Genomic DNA, 17102 nt, shown 5'->3' with positions numbered 1-17102 from the left:
AGAGCCGTCATTCTGAAGGCGGCACGACTGAAGAATCTCCTACTTGACATAAAAAAATTAGAGACTGTTTCAAAAGCTGGTTGTCATTCCCGGCTCCGATCGGGAATCCCTCAAATTGGCACTTAAGGCCGGTAGAGACTCCTAGTCGTCAGACCGCTCCGAGTGGTTTGGATGTCCATAAAAAGCAAAAGCCACTCATTGAGTGGCTTCATTATTCATTTTTTTTCGTGAAGCTGAACATACTTCAGCATATATAAGTGATAGGACTCTGAATCAAGCCTGCCTGTCGGCAGACAGGTTCAGGGTGATGCTAACTTCTTAAACCGAGAAGCTCTCTCCACAACCACAGGTTCTGGAAGCGTTCGGGTTAATGAATTGAAAACCTTTGCCGTTCAATCCGTCAGAGAAGTCTAACGTTGTCCCCAACAAGTAAAGCAAGCTTTTTCTGTCTACCAGAATTTTCACTCCTTTATCTTCGAAGACCTCGTCCTTTTCACGGATTTCGGCATCAAACTCCAGGTCATACATTAGGCCGGAACATCCTCCTCCTTGTACAGCTACCCGAATGTTATGATTGTCGGTTTTGCCCTCTTTCTTACGTAGCTCAATAATCTTCTCTCTCGCTATGTCGGTTACTTTTATCATCTTACGCTACTGGATTTAAAACTACACTAAAAACAGTTATGGTATTGATGTCTCTGCCATAATACAGTTTGTCTAGGGCATCGTACATATTGCTGGCTCTAAAGTAAGAAGTGTGTAGCTCATTGTCGCCTTTGGCGATCCACTGTACGGTGTACGACTGATACTTGTCTTTGTAAGACTGTACATAGTCATACATCTTTTTCAGTGCATCGAGCTTGTCGATTCCAACTTCAGAGTGAAACAGGAAGGACTGATTGTGCCTGGGGTTAATGGTAATAAGGTCTAGTTTTACCTTACCCTCAACCGTCTGAAATTCAAAACTCAGCTCACTGCCGGTTATGCTCAGGTGGCTTTCTATCTTTTTTTGAAGCTTTACGCTTTCTACGTGTATATCCGTTCCTGTAGTCATTTTTTTATTGTCTATTGTGCTGCTTCATCGCTATATTCAAGCGATTAACTTAACCAACCTTGGGTCGATTAAGTTCACATGCAGCCGCAAAGATAACCAATGAAAATCAATTGATTAAAAACTACGAAATGAGAAAAATAGAACACATTGGCATTGCTGTAAAGAGCATAGAAGAATCGAATGTGTTGTTTGAGAAGCTCTTTGGTCGAGCCCACTATAAGATTGAGGAAGTAGCCTCTGAAGGGGTCAATACGAGCTTTTTCCAGGTTGGTCCAAATAAGATTGAACTACTGGAAGCTACGCGCCCAGACAGCCCCATTGCCCGTTTTATTGAAAAGAAGGGAGAGGGTATTCACCATATAGCTTTCGATGTGGAAGATATAAGGGCCGAAATGAAGCGATTGGAGGCTGAGGGGTTTACGCTTCTTAATGAGGAACCCAAGCGCGGAGCAGACAATAAACTGGTGTGTTTTCTACACCCAAAAACTACCAACGGAGTGTTGATTGAGCTGTGCCAGGATGCGGGGTAGTTCATAGGTCAAAGTTCATTGTTTATGATTCATAGTTCATGGGACATCTTTTTTAGATTGGGGGAGGTAAAACTTTTGTGCCTTGGCTGCCATAAGCTATAAAGACTTTTCAGGCAGCGTTGGCCCAAGGATTGGCCCATCCGTTCCATAAGAACTATCCAAATACTGGCCTTAGGATTGTACCCTTAAAATGAGCAGATTTCCAACTTTGAACCTGAAACATAAAACTCCTAAACTGAAATTGTATCTTTGCCCCAGAATAGAAAACTATGGCAGAAAAGCGTACAGAACTATCGGATTTGGGAGAGTTTGGTCTTATCGACCGAATTGCTGAGGGGATTGAAAGACAACATTCAAGTTCGGTGCTTGGCATTGGAGACGATGCGGCTGTGATGGATCGTGGCGAAGAGTATAGTCTGCTTTCTACCGATATGCTGGTAGAAGGTATACACTTCGATCTTTCCTATGCACCCATTCAGCATTTAGGCTATAAGGCGGTGGCGGTTAATGTTTCAGACATAGCGGCCATGAATGGAACTCCCGAACAAATAACAGTGTCTCTGGCCTTGAGCAATCGCTTTTCACTAGAAGCCATAGAGGCTTTGTATGCTGGTATTAAAGCTGCAGCCAAAGATTTTAAAGTAGATATAGTAGGAGGAGACACCACCGCATCAACCAGTGGGCTTATTATCTCTATTTCTGTACTGGGGCGAGTGGCCAAAAATGAGGTGGTTTATCGCAAAGGCGCTGGGCAAAACGATATACTTTGTGCTACTGGCGATTTAGGGGCGGCCTATATCGGGCTTCAGGTGTTGGAAAGAGAAAAACAAACCTACCTGGCCAACCCACAAATGCAGCCACAGTTGGATAAATACCAGTATATAGTACAGCGTCAATTGAAGCCGGTTGCCCGAATGGACATTGTGCACGAGCTGAAAGAAGCCGGGGTAGTGCCTACTAGCATGATCGATATTTCTGACGGGCTGGCGTCAGAGGTATTCCATCTTTCGAAACACTCTCAGGTAGCTTTTGCGCTGTATGAAGATCAGTTGCCAATCGATAAGCAGACCTATGATACTGCAGTAGAGTTTAACCTCGATCCCATTACAGCAGTGCTCAATGGGGGAGAAGATTACGAACTACTCTTTACCATAAAGCAAGAAGATCATAAGAAGCTGGAAAAACATCCTGACATACATTTTATTGGCCATGCACAAGCCTTAGATAAAGGCAATTTGCTGGTAACTAAGAATGGCAACCGTGTACCCATTAAGGCTCAGGGGTGGAACCATCTAGCTGAGAAGTAGGAGGGTTAGTACAATTAAGCCAAAGAAAGTACTGACTATTGCTGCGTTGAACTTGGCCTCAGGGGTAAACCATCGAGAACTACCCAGTGCCCCGGCAATAAATACCAAAAGTGCGAACAGGTAAATAGCAGGAGGTGGGTTAATGGATTTAATATATGTTGACGACTGCGGGGTTTTAAAGCTGTGTACTCCATAAAAAAGGCTTTTCCGCAAATCAACCGTTTGCCCTAAAGCAGGGGCTAAAGCAGGGTCAGAGACCTTTATCGTAATACGTTTGGTAGGAGCATCGGGTGAGCCACCTGGGCTTTGGCACTCCACATTCACAAGTTCAAACAGATTGATGACCTGGGCAGAGCCTGCATCGGTAAAGATGAAAAAATCCAGAATGAAGCTGAAGGCAAACAACATCATAATCCTGTTAATGATGGCAGCTGTTCGGGCATTGGCCTTGTAGTCTGTTGGGCTGTAGCGATTTCGCCCGGAGTAGCCCAAGTCTTGTACCCAGCTGGTGGCCCGCTCTTCTTCCTGTCTCCTGAGCATTTCCTGTACCTCAGCCCAGGTAAAGGTTATTTCCGGCTCATTTAAATCTCCATTGTCGTATCGCCTGCGAGTGTCCTCATTACTGAGAATGGAGTGTGCTTCAGTGAGCTCCTGAAAACGAGCCTGAGCATTGGCCGAACTATTAAGGTCGGGGTGGAAGTGCTTGGCCTTTTGCCGATAAGCTCTTTTGATATCTTCCTGTGTGGCCGACCGTCCTATTCCCAATATCTCATAGTAATCTTTACTCATATCATTTTGATTGGAATGCTATTAGGGAGAGCTATTTCTTTTTACTTTCAGGCCTTTAAGAAGCTATTCCGATTCAAATTATTAAATCTTGTTTATGAAGCCAATACATTATTTCAACGGTGAATTTTTACATAAAGTAGACATCCATATTTCGGTCGATAATGTGGGCTTCTTAAGAGGGTTTGGGGTTTTTGAATTTTTTAAGGCCAAAGGCTCTTCGCCCATATTTATAGAGGATCACCTGGAAAGGCTGTATCGATCGGCAGCAGGATTAGGCCTCGAGGTGCCTTTGAGTAAAGAACAGTTCCGCGAGACCGTTAAGCAACTGTTGGTGAAAAATGGCATGGCCTATTCTTCGGTTAAAATAGTCTTGAGCGGTGGGCCTTCCACCGATGGGTTTACACCGGGACCTACGGAGGTGCTCATTTTAAATATGCCTTTTGCCGATTTAGACGCTTCGGTTTATGCGCAGGGAGTAAGCCTTATGCTTTGCCAATACGAGCGAGACTTTCCGCATATTAAGAGTTTGTACTATGCCAACGCTGTTGCGCTTCAGCCAGAGTGGAAGAAGCAAGGGCATATTGATGTGTTGTATTACAAGGGAGAGTATGTTTCGGAAGTGTCGCGCTGCAATGTGTTTATGGTAAAAGACGGGGTGATCAAAACCAATCAGGAAGGAGTGCTTAGCGGAATTACCAGAATGCATGCCATCGAAGCTCTTAAAAATAGGTGGCCCGTAGAAATAGCTCCCTTAAAACTAAAAGAATTGTTAAGTGCCGATGAGGTATTCATTACCAGCACCACAAAGAAAATTCTACCGGTTGTGAAACTTGGAGATCATCAGATTGGTACGGGTTCACCGGGTCTTGTGAGCAAAGCTGCGTTAGAGGTCTTCAATGCCTATATAGAAGATCACCTGGCCGGCAATCAGGCAGCCTGCATTTCATAGCCAATTACATCCAGCAACATGTCTACTATTTGCACAGGAATACGCTTTTCCATTTCCTTGTATCTATAGTTAATTACATGGCCATCTTCAAGCTGAAAGGCTATACGCCCTGTCTGAATTTTATTTTCAAAGATTTGAATCTCCAGAATAGTCTGGTCTATGCCATTGCTGTAGGTGTTGTTGATTCGCCAGGTCACATTATTCCCTATCTCTACCAGCTTGTTAAGCAGGCTACGGACAGTTTCTTTTTTCTCGTGAAATAGCTGAATCATTGCAATAACGTTGATACAATATACTAAGACAACGCTATTTGCAAGGTTAAGTTTGGTAAAATTTACCGGGGTCTGCTCAATCAGTCATCTTCCGGGTAAGGCACAAAAAGAAAGTTGGTAAAGTCGGGCTCCACCACAAAAAGACAACAAAACTCATCGGGGTTTTTATATGCTTTTTTGAAAGCCTCCGCATCTTCTATAAGCTTGCGTTGCACAAACTCATCGATATAGGTGATGTAGTAATTCCAGTTAATGGCCAGGTCTTCTTTGCCAATAAGTTTTTGCCCAATGGCAATGTCTACTTTAGAAATCGGAAATATGGGATACTCCGAAAAGCCTCTTTTTTTCACCTGATAGGCAGCTTCTTTCAAGGTATCGGCCACCACCACAAAGTCTTTGGTAATGGTGCCCAGGTATTTGCCATTCAATTCCGGATCGTTCTGCATAGCGCAAAGTTAAGGCTAAGTGAGCAAGTAGAGAAACCTTAAGCCCAACAAGTATAAATGTGAGGGGACAAGGCGTATTCCATGTCATGAGTAAGGCTGCCCAGATACGTTTAAACTCCGCTGTGTGCCACCGCTCGTCCTATTCTTCTTTCAGGTATTTTACCGGATTGAGCCGCATGGCCTTGAACAGTTGTGAGTAGATGGTGAGTATGGCAACCACTAAGACACTGGATACGGAGAAAAACATAATGCCCATTCCGAAACTAACATGTTCGGGGTAATTGTTTAACCAACCCTGCATAATCCAATAGGCTACACTTATGCCCGTAACTACTCCCAGAATTAAAAGAAGAAGGTATTTCCCAAGATAAAGCCCGAATATTTGGCGAGCTCGGGCGCCTACTACTTTTCGGATACTTACCTCTTTGAGGCGCTGCCTGATCTGAGTGCCAACAAAGCCCATGAGCCCCATGCATGAAAGCACTATGGCAATAATGCTGCCCCCTCTAGATACTTTCTGAATGTTAGTTTCCAGCTCATACTGATTGGCAATGTCATCTTCCACAAGGGTGTAGTTGAGTGGATAAGGAGCAAACATTTCGTTGTGTATGGCCTCTATCTGCTCCATTAGTGCCTGGTTCATAGCGTCAACTTTCACGTGCGTATCGTAAGTAGTGAGGTAGCCGCCCATATACAGTATCAGTGGTTGAACGGGAGTGTGCAGCGATTCGAAATTAAAGTTCTTTACTACCCCGATAATCGTGGGCTTACTAAAATCGCCATAGCTGAAATTTATGGTAGTACCTACGGCATTTTCCATGCCACGCGCTTTTACAAAGGCCTCATTTACAATGCAGGCCTTGGTGAAGTCTGTGGCTATACCGGGGTCAAAATTTCTGCCTTGCAATAATTCCATGCCCATGGTTTCCAGATAGTCTGTGTCAACCCTGGCATGGCGTACAATAACCTGCTCACCCTCATCGGTTCGATAGTCGGTGCCATTGAAGCCGGAGGCTATGGACACATTTTGTATACCTGAGAGGCCAAGTAAGCGATTCTTAAATGTGTTTTTCAGAGACTCCTCCTCAATAGGTCTGAAAATGCGTACCAGGTTTTCTCCGTTGTAGCCAATGTCATAGTTCAATAAAAAGTTAAGCTGCTTGTTCAGTGTGAGCATACTGGCCAATAAGAAAACAGCTATGCAAAACTGTAGGGTAACCAGCATTTTAGAAAGCAGATTTCTACCGCCCAACCTGGCTTTGCCCTTGAGCCCGGCCACCGTTTTGAAGCGAGAAAGGAGTAAGGCCGGATATAAACCGGCTAGCACGGTGCTGAGCAACATTATGCCTACTCCGCCAAGAAGAAATTTTTGGGAGAAAATGACTGACAACTCATAGCTTTTGTTGGCATATGTGGCAAAGGCCGGCATAATTATATAGATAATGCCCACCGAAAGAAATAAGGCCAGGAATGACGAAGTAAAGGCTTCGACTACAAACTGTTTGAATATACCGGTTTTCTCTGCGCCAAAAACTTTGCGCAAGGCTACTTCTTTGAGCCGAACAAGGTAATTGCCCACGGCAAAGTTGGCGTAGTTTACACAAGCAATTAGCAGGCAAAATGCTCCTATAATGGCCGTTATAAGTATCATCTGATTATCTCCCCGCGCATTTATGCCGTTGCCCGTACGAAGTTCCGGGTTCAAGTGAATGTCCGTAAGTGGCTGAAGCCCCAGAGCCACGTCAGCTTCGAACTCATCGTTCTGTAATAGAATATCGGTCATTTGTTGTTCTACTTCATTCACCGAAACCCCTTCAGCCAGAGTGAAAAAGCAATTCATATTAATGTCGAACCAAATGGTTGTGCGTCTTTGATTGGCCTGTGCCCACAGGCTGAAAGGCATCAGTATTTCGGGCCGTATAGAGGTGTTGCCAGGAAAGTCGCGGTATATGCCAATCACCTTAAAGCGTGCTTCCTCGTTGTCTAACACTAAGGTAATTTCATCCGAACTCAGGTCGGCAGGAATGCCGTAGCGCAGGGCGGTGCTTTCCGATATAACCACTGTCGAAGGGTCATTGAAGGTGCCTGCTCCGCCAATTAAGAAGTTTACATCAAATATGTCAAAGAAGTCACCATCGGCATAGTGTGTTACCTGATTAATGAACTCCCTGTCGATTTTACCCAGAAAGAAGCCGCTTTTATACCTGCTCGAAAGTTCAATTCCTGCTATCTGTCGAGGCAACTCTTCACCCATAAGATAGGAGGAGCCTGCAAAAATGCTGGGCTTGTCGCCAAAACCCATGGAAGCCTTAATGCGATATGTCCGGTCTGCTTTTTCATAAAACCCATCAAAGGAGTATTCGTCTGTTACAAAGACAAAAGCGAGCCAGCTGATGGCTATGCCTATGGCCAGCCCTAGAATGTTGAGTGTAGAGTAGCCTCTGGTTTTCCATAAAAAACGAAGCCCCGTTTTGAAGTAATTGTGAAGTAGCATGATTCCTGAATGTTGAGTTTTGACCTTAATTTTTACTTGATGGAAGCTTTTGAAGACTTCCCAGATGTATTTTCTTTTGGCATAGGCAGCCCCCCGCGTTTTATGGCGCCACACAAAAGCCTCATGCAGGTCGCCTTCTACCTCTTCGAGCACCTCGGTTGGGCAAATGCGCTGCAACAGCCTAACGGCCCACTGTGGAGGTTTAGGCAATGCCATAATTGAAAGAGGCTTTGGGAACCTGAGACCACATTTGTGTTCTTCTTTCCTGAATTTCGTGAGCTACTTTGTAGCCGGTGGGCGTGGCTCGGTAGAGCTTTTTGCGTTTTCCTCCCCGTTCCGGGGTGGGTTCGCCAAAGCTTGATTTAACCAGTCCTTTTTTTTCCATGCGCTTAAGCACCATGTGAATGGCCGGTAAAGAGATGGCTTGTTTCATGTGTTCTTCATATACTTTGGCAATCTCTACACCGTGGCTCTCCTCCTGCATGAGCAGAATAATGAGAATGGTTTCTTCCAGGGTACCCAAAGAGTAATCGCTCATATTGTTAACATTTGTTTAAAATATATTTGACGAATATAATTAACAGATGTTTAAAAAATCAAAATAGTTTGAATGAAGAGGGAAATTTATGTAGTGAACCGATGGATACGCAGCGTAAAGCTTATCGACTCTTGATTCTTTTTTAGCGAGAGTGGCATAAGAAGAAAGTGGAGGGTGCCTCCAGGATCAGCTTATTAACCGCCTGGGCCTTTAACCAATTGGCAGTCACAGATGCATAAGCTTAGAAACCCATAAGACACCCTCCGGATCAGACTAGTATTTTAGACAGCCGCCAATGCCTGGTCAATATCCCATTTGAGGTCTTCGATATTTTCAACTCCAATGGAAAGCCTTACCAGCGCATCGGTAATGTTCGATTTTATTCTGTCTTCAATGGGTACTCCGGCATGAGTCATTGAGGCAGGATGCTCTGCCAGTGATTCTGTGCTGCCAAGACTTACGGCCAATTTCATAAGCTTAAGGTTGTTGAGAAAGCGGAATGCCTCTTTCTCTCCTCCTTTAATATCGAAAGAGACCATAGCGCCAGTTCCTTCGCACTGTTGCTCGAAAATTCGCTTTTGGTTCTTGTCTTCTATAGAGCCGAGGTAATAAACCCTCTCTACCTTAGGGTGTTTCGTCAGAAATTCGGCTACCTCTATGGCATTTTGTTGTTGCAGGTCCATTCGGGCTTTGAGTGTTTCAAGGCTTCGCATTAGTAGCCACCCTGTCCATGGTCCGGCCATATTACCCAGAAAAGTCCGCATGGCTTTTACTTCAGCAATTAAAGCTTTAGAGCCCAGGCAAGCTCCTGCTATTACATCGCTGTGGCCGCCTATGTACTTGGTGGCCGAGTAGAGAACAAAATCTGCTCCGTGTTGCAGCGGGTGTTGCCAAAGCGGCCCCATGTAAGTATTGTCAACAGCAATCAAAGGCTGGTTATCTTCAGAGGCCAGAGCGTTGGAAATTCGTTTGCACATGGCCAGGTCGATCAGCGCATTGGTGGGGTTGGCCGGAGTTTCCACAAAGATCATCTTGAGTTTGGAGGCCAGTCCCCTGTCGCTTATGGCTTTCATTATCTCTTCTTCTTGCTGGTGTGCATCGAAGCCGATGATTTCTATGCCAAAACGGGTTAATATTTCTTCTATAAAATGGCTGGTTCCACCATAAACAGGTTTGCTGTAGAGTAAGGCATCGCCAGGGCTCAGGAAGCCCAGCAGTACAGTGGTAATGGCCGACATGCCACTTTCAAAAACGGCACAATCTTCTGCTTTATCCCACAGCGTGAGCCGGTTCTCTAAAATTTCCAGGTCCGGATTGTTCAGTCGGCTATAAATAAGTCCCAGTTCCTCCGACTCTCCTTTCTCTCGAAGGCCATAGGCTACTTCGAAAAACGACTTGCCTTCTTCGGCATTCTTAAAAACAAAAGTACTGGTTTGAAAAATCGGGCATTTAATGGCTCCTTCAGAAAGGGCCGGCTTATAGCCATAAGACATCATGAGGCTCTCGGGCCTCATGCGTAGTTCGGGTTGTTCCATTTCCATAGTTTGAGATAGAAAATAGATCAAAAATCTTTTTGATGTCAATTGATCAGAAAATATATCTTATTTATATTTCCATTTAAGAAATATTTACTTGATGAGGCTTGGAATAGGTGCCTCAAAAGAAAAAAAATCTTTATGGATGCTATCGATAGGGAAATATTAAAGGCGTTGCAACTTAACGCCAAGCTTACCAACAAGGAGCTGGCTGCCCGATTGGGGCTTACCATTACTCCTGTTCATGAGCGAATCAAAAAATTGGAAAGAGAAGGTTTTATTTCTCATTACTCGGCTATTTTGAACAGTCGGAAAGTGGGACTAGGGCTTGAGGTTTTCTGTAGTGTTTCGCTCAAAGATCATCAAAAGGAATTCATTGAGCAGTTTGAAAAGGATGTGATGGCTCTGGAAGAGGTTATAGAGTGTTACCATATTGGTGGGCGATTTGATTATCTGCTCAAAGTGGCGGTACATAACATGGAAGCCTACAGAAGTTTTGTTTCGCAAAAACTGGCCGAACTCGATAACATAGGCAATGTTCAGAGTTCTTTTGTTATGTCTGAGGTGAAAAAATCGAATAAGCTTCCACTCTAATCTTAATTAGAACCCTAACAAAGCGAGCATGGTGAGGCATTGGCCCTTGGCTACCAATTGCTTTTTGGTGTAGGGTCATAGCGATGCCAGGGCACCTCATTGACCCAGTTGAACCCACGGTTGGTTAAATAGAACCGTGAGAGATCGTAGGTTTTAAGCTGTAAAAACAAGCTGTCTTGCTCCAGAACACCGCGTATCTGCAAGCCATCGTTGAGCTTTTCATAGCGCAGCGGATAGTCTTTGCGCAGCGAGTCGGCTCCAATAGAAATGGTAATGGTTTGGGTGGTAGTGTCTATGGCCGAGCTGTAGAAGCGGGTTCTGTCGTCCATATACATTACCATGGTATTCTGCGGGCTTTCAAAGATCATTCGCTGCCAACGCTCATCATCGGTAAGAAGTGGAGGTATGGTGTCGCCATTCTTAACAAAGGTAATTACATCGTAAAGTCCGTATAGGGCCGATTTAGGCCTGAGTTCTCCGTATTGCGACCTCCCGGAAATCCCCGCTTCAATTCGCTCATAATAGATGTAGCCAATAAAGAGCATCTGAACAATGAGTAGCCCCAATTGTTTCTGAGCCGACTTAAAGAAAGGAGGCCAGGGTGTAACAGCTTGAGGCTTTTGCCAAATGAATACGCCCAAAATGGCTTTATAATCTATAAGAGCGATATAAAGCCCCATGAGCATTAGCTGGGCAGAAAAAAGCTTTACCGGCACATCATAGGCCATGTTGAGCATAAACACATTGAACATTACGCCAAAGGTTACCAGTCCGCCCAGGGTTCGGGTGCGTCTAAAGATTAATAAGGTGCCGGCTATAACCTCGCTCAGCCCTGCATATACCGAGTAGGTTTTGGAGGCCCCCATGAAGGTCCATAAAAGCCCCATGGGAGATGACTGACCATAGGTGCGCAGCAATCTGTCAATTCTCAATTCGGGCATTTGCAGATAAAACACCTTAATGAATCCGTAAATGGCCATAAAATAGACTAAATAATAGACCACCACCATTACAAACACCCTCCAAAGACGGTAGTAGTTCTTTCTGTTCCTATCGGCAAGGCTCCATACAAGGGTGCCCACAATAGCCAATAATAGAAAAAGGCCGTATTGAATCCAGTTTTCGGTTCTGTCTCCGCTGCCGGGGCTGCCATCGGGTAGGCCTTCCATGCCTAGCAAGGAGGTAGCCACCTGTTCGGCACACCAGGTCCAGAAGTCTGAAAAGGCCTGTGCGAGTGTAAACTCATTGAAAAAGCCCAGTATAGTAGAAAAGGGAAAGGGCAGAATAAAGAGCAAAAAGAAGATAAAAGTAAACCTAAAGCTTACTTTTTGGATGGGAGACCAGGCCTGAGGAAGGTACATAAGCTATTCGTTAAAAAAGGTAATGGGCTTGCCTACTTAGATCATCTGGACGTAGCCCCATTGTACCTGCCGCTAGCCGCAAATAGCCAATGGCGAAGACACCAATGTGGGTCAGGCATGAAAGTCTACCACAGAAGACTTAACTAAGTTACCAAAAGGTGAAAATAAAAATACCTAATCCTCTAATTGACCGAAACACAAAAAAAGCAAGTTTCCAATATGTTTGTTAGCTTTAGCTAACCACTCCCACCCATGAAAAAGGAAAGCAGCTTTAAGAAGTTTCGTTATTTTTTGGCCGAACTACTTATACTAATAATTGGCATAACGGCCTCGTTTGCACTCAATGAATTTAGAGTAAACAAGCAGGAGCAACGGCAACAAAAAGACTTGCTTAAGAGCTTTAAGGCCAATTTGGTAGTAGATAGTACCATTCTGCACCAAGGCATTAAGCAGTTGGAAGGTCAGCTAAAAAATGCTCAAAAGCTGCTCGTTAATACCCCTGCAGAATATTCCGACTCCACGGTGGTATGGGTGGTTTCTTTGCTCAACTACGTACCGTTCAGCAGTAACGACATTACCTATCAGGAAATGAAGAGTGTGGGTTCTACACGAATCATCGGCAATGACTCCCTAACCGCTAAGATTATCGGCTTGTATGAAAATGGTTTTGAGTTGGTAAATACCTGGACTGACATAGACTCTGAGCATGTGAGGCTAAAGATGATTTCGTATGTAGAAGAACAGTTTCCCTTTGTCTTAGGCTTTCAGTACGGGCGTGCAGCAGCAAGCACTCAAAGAGAGTTTCTTCGGGCAGTGCAGGCCGATAAGTTCAAACATCTGATACAGTTTGGGGCATCTTACAAGGCCAGTACCAAATATAGCTTTGAGCAGGTGCTCGAAGATATTCGTGAAACCCTGGCCCTGATAGACGAAGAACTGGCTATTTCCCAAAAATCTTCTGATCCAGAGAGTACTTCCCGGGGCCTGTAATGAGAATGGTTAGAAAGGAAAGTAGGTAAAAGACCGCTTTCTCCTGAGAGCTAAACGGGTCATCGGCATGAGCCACTTGCCAGGCCACCAGCATGGTAACGATTAGCGGAATTGCCGCTAGCCGTGTGGTTAGGCCGAGTATCACCAATACGGAGCATACAAATTCGGCAAAGGCGGCCAAAATTAAAGAAGCCTCCACGCCTATGCCTAGCGGGTCTCCAAAGCGAAAATCTCCATTAATTACACGTTCAAACTTACCCCATCCGTGGGTAATCATCATGGCCGAAGCACCCACTCTAAAGAGGAGTAGACCAATGTTTATTGAGGCAGAGTGTTTGCCGGTTCTGAGTAGTCTTTTGAGCATATCTCGCTTTTTTTTCGAGAATAGCCCATCCGGACATTATTTGCAATACTCATTTATATATTCGGTAGCCAGCGGGTCTTTTAGCTCATCGCCCATCTTAAAGTCTTCACAGGCTCCTGTCAAACCATACTTTTTCGACTGATATTTGGCCATACCTCTTCGTGTGTAGGCCTCGGCATATTTTGGGTTAAGTTCAATGGCTTTATTAAAAGTTTCTATGGCAGCTTCGTAATTTTCATAGACAAAAAATACCATGGCTTTATTAAAATAGGGTATAGGCAAGGTTGGGTCCAGCCGAATGGCACGGTCAAAATCTACAATGGCAGCACTGCCTGCAGAACCTCGGGCATAGGCAGCTCCCCGGCTAATAATGGCCTGTACGTTTTGTGGGTCCTCATCAATTACCCTGGTTAAATCGGCAATGGCGCTACGGTTTTTACCCAACTTTACATACGAGCGCCCTCTCAACTCCAGGGCCTCCATATTGTTCGGATCTCCTTTAAGCAAGGTGTTCATATCGAATACTACATACTCATATTTCTCCATTTCAAACAGGCATCTGCTACGGCCAAGCATACTCAGGCGGGTGTTTTTCTGACGATTCACCAGAAGTGTGTAATCGTCATAGGCTTCATCGTACAGGCCTAATTTTTCTTTGGCAGTGGCACGGTTAAAGATCGAAAAAGCATCTTCCGGCTCAAGTCTTATCACCCGATCATAAGTTGCAACGGCTGCTTCGTACATTCCTTGTTGAAGGTACTCATCTGCTTCTTCTCTCGTAGCCGACATATCGCAGGAGAGGGTGGTCAACAAAAGAGTTAGGTAAATAACTAATGATTTAGTGCGCATATACAAATAAACTAAAACATTAGTTTTTTCAATAAAAAAATCAAGAAAAAATTGACATTGGCAGGTGTGGGCGGTGGGGCTTAATAGCTGCCGTGATATTTACGGGTAAACCATTCCAGCGAAAATAGGGCAAGCAGCAGGTATAGCCACCACGGGTTGTTAATGATTGGGTTGAGCTTTTCGTTAGCCCTCGATATTGGCCGCGCATCGAGTTCATCGATCTGCCGCAGGGCATCTTCGTAGTTCGCCAGCAGATAAAACCGGCCTCCCGAATTTTTGGCAATATTCCTTAGTAGCTGATGATTGGCCGTTAGGTCTATATCTTCCAACTGCAGGGCCTGCACGGAAAAAGTGCCCTCGGCTGTTTCTCGCTTGCCGGCCAGACTGGTGTTGGCCGTATAGCGATATACGCCCGGCTCCAGCCCTCTTATTTTAAAATTTTCGGTTGGGGAGTTCACAAAATTATACTCTTCCGTTTCGCCTGCCGCATTGGTTAGCTGCAGGTCTATGCTGTAGTCATACACCTTTTCATACAGCTGATTATATACTTCTGTATTGAACTCAATCACTTCCGTGTTGAAATAACTCTCTTGGGTGGTGTTAATGCGAAAGTTGCGTTTATCGTCCTTAGTGGCTAAAAACTGAATCAACTTTCCAAACAATTCATCAAACAACTTACTCTCTTCGAACTGACCGTTTTCCTGAAGACGCCACTTCCAAAAGCCCGCCCCCGAAAAAACGGCCGACTTGGTATCGTCTCCATTGAGCACAGTAAGCAATGGGCGGCTGGTTTGCGCACTGCCAACTTTCTGATAGAGATAAACACTTGCATTGGCTTTTATTTCAAAATTGCCATATGGAGCTCTCACAGGTGGATAGTTACCGGCACGGTAGAGCAGTTCCTGGTTTATGTTAAAGAGTTCAAAATTGGGGTTAAAGTTAGGCGATACAGCGTCTGACTGACCGAAGTTGTTATAGGCCAATACCGGATTGAGCGCATTCACCGTGTTAAGGTCTTCAACTCCGGTAATATAAAAGGTGTTGGTTTGGCTTATCCAGGCACTCAACCAATTGGGCATGTCAGTTATTTGGGGCAGTTGGTGTAAAACAATCAGGTCGTACGGCCCTTCGGGAGTTTCTTGTGCTATTCCCTCAATAAAAACATCAACCTCAACCCCCTCTTTGCTTTCTATAACCGCTCGCAGTGCTTTGATATCGGGGTGTGGTGCGGCAGCCGCAATTAAAATGCGTTGTTCACTGTCAACCACTTCAATAAATGCTGTGCGAGAATTGTTACTCACCGAGCTTTCATTTGCCTTGGGGCGTACAGAAACCCTGTAGCTTTCAATGCCCAATGTTTCGGCATCTAGTAAAAATGAAACAGTATTAATCTCCTGATCGCCTTTTATAGTTACCGATTTACTTTCTACCACCTGCTCATTGCGCAACACATCAACAAAAACCTCCTCACCCACATAGCCATTGTTGTATAGATCCACCTCTAAGGGGAAGCGGTTGCCCTGGTAGGCTATTTTGTTATAGTTGAGTCGCTTGATGCTCAAATCCTGCTCAGGAATGGTATCGCCAAGGGCCAGGCTAAACACAGGGTAATTGAGGGTAAGAAACTGAGGAGAACTGCCATAGTTGTGTATACCATCACTTACCAATACTGTGGCCGTAAGGTTCTGTTGTTCAAAGTCTTGTCTTATTCCTTGCAGTACTCCATGCAGGTTGGTGGATTCTGCCGAAAAGGAAAGCTCTTCTATGCCACCTAAGTAGCCGTTTAAGCCCCTAAGCCGAACATCATAGTCACTTTGGTTTAGGATGTTAAACAAAGATTCTATCTGATTTCTTATGCTTGTAAAATCGGTCGAATCATAAGCATCTTTTATGGAAGCAGAATCATCGATGGCCACAACTACAATTGGCTTTTCTTCCAGATAGGTTACCTGATTGAGCAGGGGCCCCAGAAGAAAAAAGCAGATTAAAGCCACGGCAGCCGCTCTAAGAATCAAGAGTGCGTAGTTAATACTCCTGCTCCAGGGGCTTTTTTTGGAATAAAGGATAAAGCCATAGCTAAACCCCGCTATCAGACAAAGCGGAATGAACCACGGAGAAGCGTCTGTCTGTAAGGTGACTTTACTCAGAAATAGCAGAAGACTACGCAATGGCTTTTAGTATGGAATGAAAATCGGTTGATGGCATAATAACGCATTCGAGCGAAATTTGGTCATCAACCGATGATGAAAATTGCAATGATTTGATAAGCGGTGCTTAGGTGAGCATACCTCCGTCAACCACCAATGTCTGGCCGGTTACATATGCCGATAGATCAGAAGCCAGGTATAGACAAGCATTAGCCACATCTTCCGGACTACCACCTCGCTTAAGAGGAATGGCATCTCTCCAGCCCTGAACAGTTTTTTCGTCAAGTGCGTCAGTCATTTCTGTTTCTATGAAACCCGGGGCCACAGCATTGGAGCGTACTCCTCTGGAACCAAGCTCAAGAGCAACCGATTTGGTAAAACCTATAATTCCTGCTTTGGAAGCCGCATAGTTAGCCTGTCCGGCATTGCCCTTTATGCCCACCACAGAAGTGATATTAATAATAGAACCACCCCTTTGTTTCATTAGTGTTCGGGTAGCTGCTTTAACCGTATTGAAGCAAGATTTTAGGTTCACGTTCATTACCTCGTCCCACATCTCTTCGGTCATTCGCATCAACAGGTTATCTCTGGTAATTCCCGCATTGTTCACAATTACATCGAGGCTGCCAAATTCAGCTACAATATCATTCACCAGTTGCTCTGCAGCAGCAAACTCCGCAGCATTCGATCGGAAGCCCTTAATCTTGGTGCCAAAAGCAGCAAGCTCATGTTCAAGTGCCTGTCCTTTTTCTACGCTAGATAAGTAGGTAAAAGCCACATTGGCGCCTTCCTGAGCAAATTTTGTAGCAATGGCTTTCCCAATGCCTTTCGATGCTCCGGTTACCAGAGCCGTTTTTCCAGTTAATAAACCCATAGTGTATTT

Annotated in this window: 18 protein-coding genes; 5 read left to right on the top strand and 13 right to left on the bottom strand. The window is 44.7% G+C overall.

Features of this window, described 5'->3' with window-relative positions:
* Positions 1-318 precede the first annotated feature (318 nt).
* Both IE164_RS00980 and IE164_RS00975 read right to left on the bottom strand, forming a co-directional pair.
* Positions 319-645 carry a HesB/IscA family protein gene (locus IE164_RS00980; protein WP_189628316.1) on the bottom strand — a complete coding sequence of 109 codons (327 nt, stop codon included), beginning with the start codon at positions 643-645 and terminating at the stop codon, positions 319-321.
* A gap of 1 nt (position 646) precedes the next feature.
* The gene (locus tag IE164_RS00975) at positions 647-1054 is read right to left on the bottom strand and encodes a hypothetical protein (protein ID WP_189628315.1); all 408 of its coding nucleotides are present in this window, start codon (positions 1052-1054) and stop codon (positions 647-649) included.
* Positions 1055-1182: 128 nt separating this feature from the next.
* On the opposite strand from IE164_RS00975, the gene mce reads away from it, so the two are divergent.
* Together mce and thiL are read left to right on the top strand one after the other, a co-directional pair.
* Complete coding sequence (gene mce, locus IE164_RS00970; protein WP_189628314.1) at positions 1183-1584, top strand: methylmalonyl-CoA epimerase; 402 nt, start codon at positions 1183-1185, stop codon at positions 1582-1584.
* 269 nt (positions 1585-1853) lie between these two features.
* Positions 1854-2891, top strand: a complete 1038-nt coding sequence (gene thiL, locus IE164_RS00965) for a thiamine-phosphate kinase (RefSeq protein WP_189628313.1) — start codon at positions 1854-1856, stop codon at positions 2889-2891.
* Here thiL and IE164_RS00960 read toward each other — a convergent pair.
* Complete coding sequence (locus IE164_RS00960) at positions 2877-3680, bottom strand: J domain-containing protein (RefSeq protein ID WP_189628312.1); 804 nt, start codon at positions 3678-3680, stop codon at positions 2877-2879. The two genes, thiL and IE164_RS00960, sit on opposite strands and share 15 nt — an antisense overlap.
* Positions 3681-3774: 94 nt before the next feature.
* Here IE164_RS00960 and IE164_RS00955 point away from each other — a divergent pair, with 94 nt between their 5' ends.
* On the top strand, positions 3775-4629 hold the full coding sequence (locus IE164_RS00955) for an aminotransferase class IV (protein WP_189628311.1): 855 nt from the start codon (positions 3775-3777) through the stop codon (positions 4627-4629).
* Here IE164_RS00955 and IE164_RS00950 read toward each other — a convergent pair.
* The 5 genes from IE164_RS00950 to IE164_RS00930 all read right to left on the bottom strand — a co-directional run bounded on the left by IE164_RS00950 (position 4608) and on the right by IE164_RS00930 (position 9920).
* Positions 4608-4901 (bottom strand): hypothetical protein, encoded by a 294-nt coding sequence (locus tag IE164_RS00950; protein ID WP_189628310.1) that lies wholly within the window; start codon positions 4899-4901, stop codon positions 4608-4610. The two genes, IE164_RS00955 and IE164_RS00950, sit on opposite strands and share 22 nt — an antisense overlap.
* 80 nt (positions 4902-4981) lie before the next feature.
* The gene (locus IE164_RS00945) at positions 4982-5347 is read right to left on the bottom strand and encodes a hypothetical protein (RefSeq protein ID WP_189628309.1); all 366 of its coding nucleotides are present in this window, start codon (positions 5345-5347) and stop codon (positions 4982-4984) included.
* Between the two features lie 139 nt (positions 5348-5486).
* Positions 5487-8057 (bottom strand): ABC transporter permease, encoded by a 2571-nt coding sequence (locus tag IE164_RS00940; RefSeq protein ID WP_189628308.1) that lies wholly within the window; start codon positions 8055-8057, stop codon positions 5487-5489.
* On the bottom strand, positions 8044-8379 hold the full coding sequence (locus IE164_RS00935; RefSeq protein ID WP_189628307.1) for a PadR family transcriptional regulator: 336 nt from the start codon (positions 8377-8379) through the stop codon (positions 8044-8046). The genes IE164_RS00940 and IE164_RS00935 overlap by 14 nt, the downstream gene beginning before the upstream one ends.
* Before the next feature lie 281 nt (positions 8380-8660).
* On the bottom strand, positions 8661-9920 hold the full coding sequence (locus IE164_RS00930; protein WP_370299794.1) for a cystathionine gamma-synthase family protein: 1260 nt from the start codon (positions 9918-9920) through the stop codon (positions 8661-8663).
* 135 nt (positions 9921-10055) lie between these two features.
* Between IE164_RS00930 and IE164_RS00925 the strand changes: the two genes are divergently transcribed.
* A complete protein-coding gene (locus IE164_RS00925; RefSeq protein ID WP_189628305.1) occupies positions 10056-10508 on the top strand; it encodes an Lrp/AsnC family transcriptional regulator in 453 nt (150 codons plus the stop codon).
* 50 nt (positions 10509-10558) lie between these two features.
* On the opposite strand, the gene IE164_RS00920 is transcribed toward IE164_RS00925, so the two are convergent.
* Entirely contained in the window at positions 10559-11869 is a 1311-nt protein-coding gene (locus IE164_RS00920) for a hypothetical protein (RefSeq protein ID WP_189628304.1), read from the bottom strand.
* A 252-nt stretch (positions 11870-12121) separates the two neighbouring features.
* Here IE164_RS00920 and IE164_RS00915 point away from each other — a divergent pair, with 252 nt between their 5' ends.
* Entirely contained in the window at positions 12122-12859 is a 738-nt protein-coding gene (locus IE164_RS00915) for a hypothetical protein (RefSeq protein WP_189628303.1), read from the top strand.
* On the opposite strand, the gene IE164_RS00910 is transcribed toward IE164_RS00915, so the two are convergent.
* The 4 genes from IE164_RS00910 to fabG all read right to left on the bottom strand — a co-directional run bounded on the left by IE164_RS00910 (position 12810) and on the right by fabG (position 17093).
* Positions 12810-13223 carry a DoxX family protein gene (locus tag IE164_RS00910; protein WP_189628302.1) on the bottom strand — a complete coding sequence of 138 codons (414 nt, stop codon included), beginning with the start codon at positions 13221-13223 and terminating at the stop codon, positions 12810-12812. The genes IE164_RS00915 and IE164_RS00910 overlap by 50 nt on opposite strands.
* Positions 13224-13259: 36 nt before the next feature.
* On the bottom strand, positions 13260-14072 hold the full coding sequence (locus tag IE164_RS00905) for a tetratricopeptide repeat protein (protein WP_189628301.1): 813 nt from the start codon (positions 14070-14072) through the stop codon (positions 13260-13262).
* An 80-nt stretch (positions 14073-14152) separates the two neighbouring features.
* Positions 14153-16240: a vWA domain-containing protein gene (locus tag IE164_RS00900; protein ID WP_189628300.1), complete on the bottom strand. Its 2088-nt coding sequence runs from the start codon at positions 16238-16240 to the stop codon at positions 14153-14155.
* Between the two features lie 106 nt (positions 16241-16346).
* Positions 16347-17093 carry a 3-oxoacyl-[acyl-carrier-protein] reductase gene (gene fabG, locus IE164_RS00895; RefSeq protein ID WP_189628299.1) on the bottom strand — a complete coding sequence of 249 codons (747 nt, stop codon included), beginning with the start codon at positions 17091-17093 and terminating at the stop codon, positions 16347-16349.
* Positions 17094-17102: the final 9 nt, after the last annotated feature.

This window comes from Roseivirga thermotolerans, assembly GCF_014653175.1.
Classification (GTDB): Bacteria; Bacteroidota; Bacteroidia; order Cytophagales; family Cyclobacteriaceae; genus Roseivirga; species Roseivirga thermotolerans.
This window is presented reverse-complemented; position numbering and strand designations above follow the sequence as displayed.

Bases quoted from the DNA above. Each gene is read 5' to 3' on its own strand.
- thiL (WP_189628313.1), top strand. From the start codon at position 1,854: ATGGCAGAAAAGCGTACAGAACTATCGGATTTGGGAGAGTTTGGTCTT.
- IE164_RS00920 (WP_189628304.1), bottom strand. From the start codon at position 11,869: ATGTACCTTCCTCAGGCCTGGTCTCCCATCCAAAAAGTAAGCTTTAGG.
- IE164_RS00935 (WP_189628307.1), bottom strand. From the start codon at position 8,379: ATGAGCGATTACTCTTTGGGTACCCTGGAAGAAACCATTCTCATTATT.
- IE164_RS00955 (WP_189628311.1), top strand. From the start codon at position 3,775: ATGAAGCCAATACATTATTTCAACGGTGAATTTTTACATAAAGTAGAC.
- IE164_RS00930 (WP_370299794.1), bottom strand. From the start codon at position 9,920: ATGGAAATGGAACAACCCGAACTACGCATGAGGCCCGAGAGCCTCATG.
- IE164_RS00905 (WP_189628301.1), bottom strand. From the start codon at position 14,072: ATGCGCACTAAATCATTAGTTATTTACCTAACTCTTTTGTTGACCACC.
- fabG (WP_189628299.1), bottom strand. From the start codon at position 17,093: ATGGGTTTATTAACTGGAAAAACGGCTCTGGTAACCGGAGCATCGAAA.
- IE164_RS00975 (WP_189628315.1), bottom strand. From the start codon at position 1,054: ATGACTACAGGAACGGATATACACGTAGAAAGCGTAAAGCTTCAAAAA.
- IE164_RS00915 (WP_189628303.1), top strand. From the start codon at position 12,122: ATGAAAAAGGAAAGCAGCTTTAAGAAGTTTCGTTATTTTTTGGCCGAA.
- IE164_RS00950 (WP_189628310.1), bottom strand. From the start codon at position 4,901: ATGATTCAGCTATTTCACGAGAAAAAAGAAACTGTCCGTAGCCTGCTT.
- IE164_RS00940 (WP_189628308.1), bottom strand. From the start codon at position 8,057: ATGGCATTGCCTAAACCTCCACAGTGGGCCGTTAGGCTGTTGCAGCGC.
- IE164_RS00925 (WP_189628305.1), top strand. From the start codon at position 10,056: ATGGATGCTATCGATAGGGAAATATTAAAGGCGTTGCAACTTAACGCC.
- IE164_RS00910 (WP_189628302.1), bottom strand. From the start codon at position 13,223: ATGCTCAAAAGACTACTCAGAACCGGCAAACACTCTGCCTCAATAAAC.
- IE164_RS00945 (WP_189628309.1), bottom strand. From the start codon at position 5,347: ATGCAGAACGATCCGGAATTGAATGGCAAATACCTGGGCACCATTACC.
- IE164_RS00980 (WP_189628316.1), bottom strand. From the start codon at position 645: ATGATAAAAGTAACCGACATAGCGAGAGAGAAGATTATTGAGCTACGT.
- mce (WP_189628314.1), top strand. From the start codon at position 1,183: ATGAGAAAAATAGAACACATTGGCATTGCTGTAAAGAGCATAGAAGAA.
- IE164_RS00960 (WP_189628312.1), bottom strand. From the start codon at position 3,680: ATGAGTAAAGATTACTATGAGATATTGGGAATAGGACGGTCGGCCACA.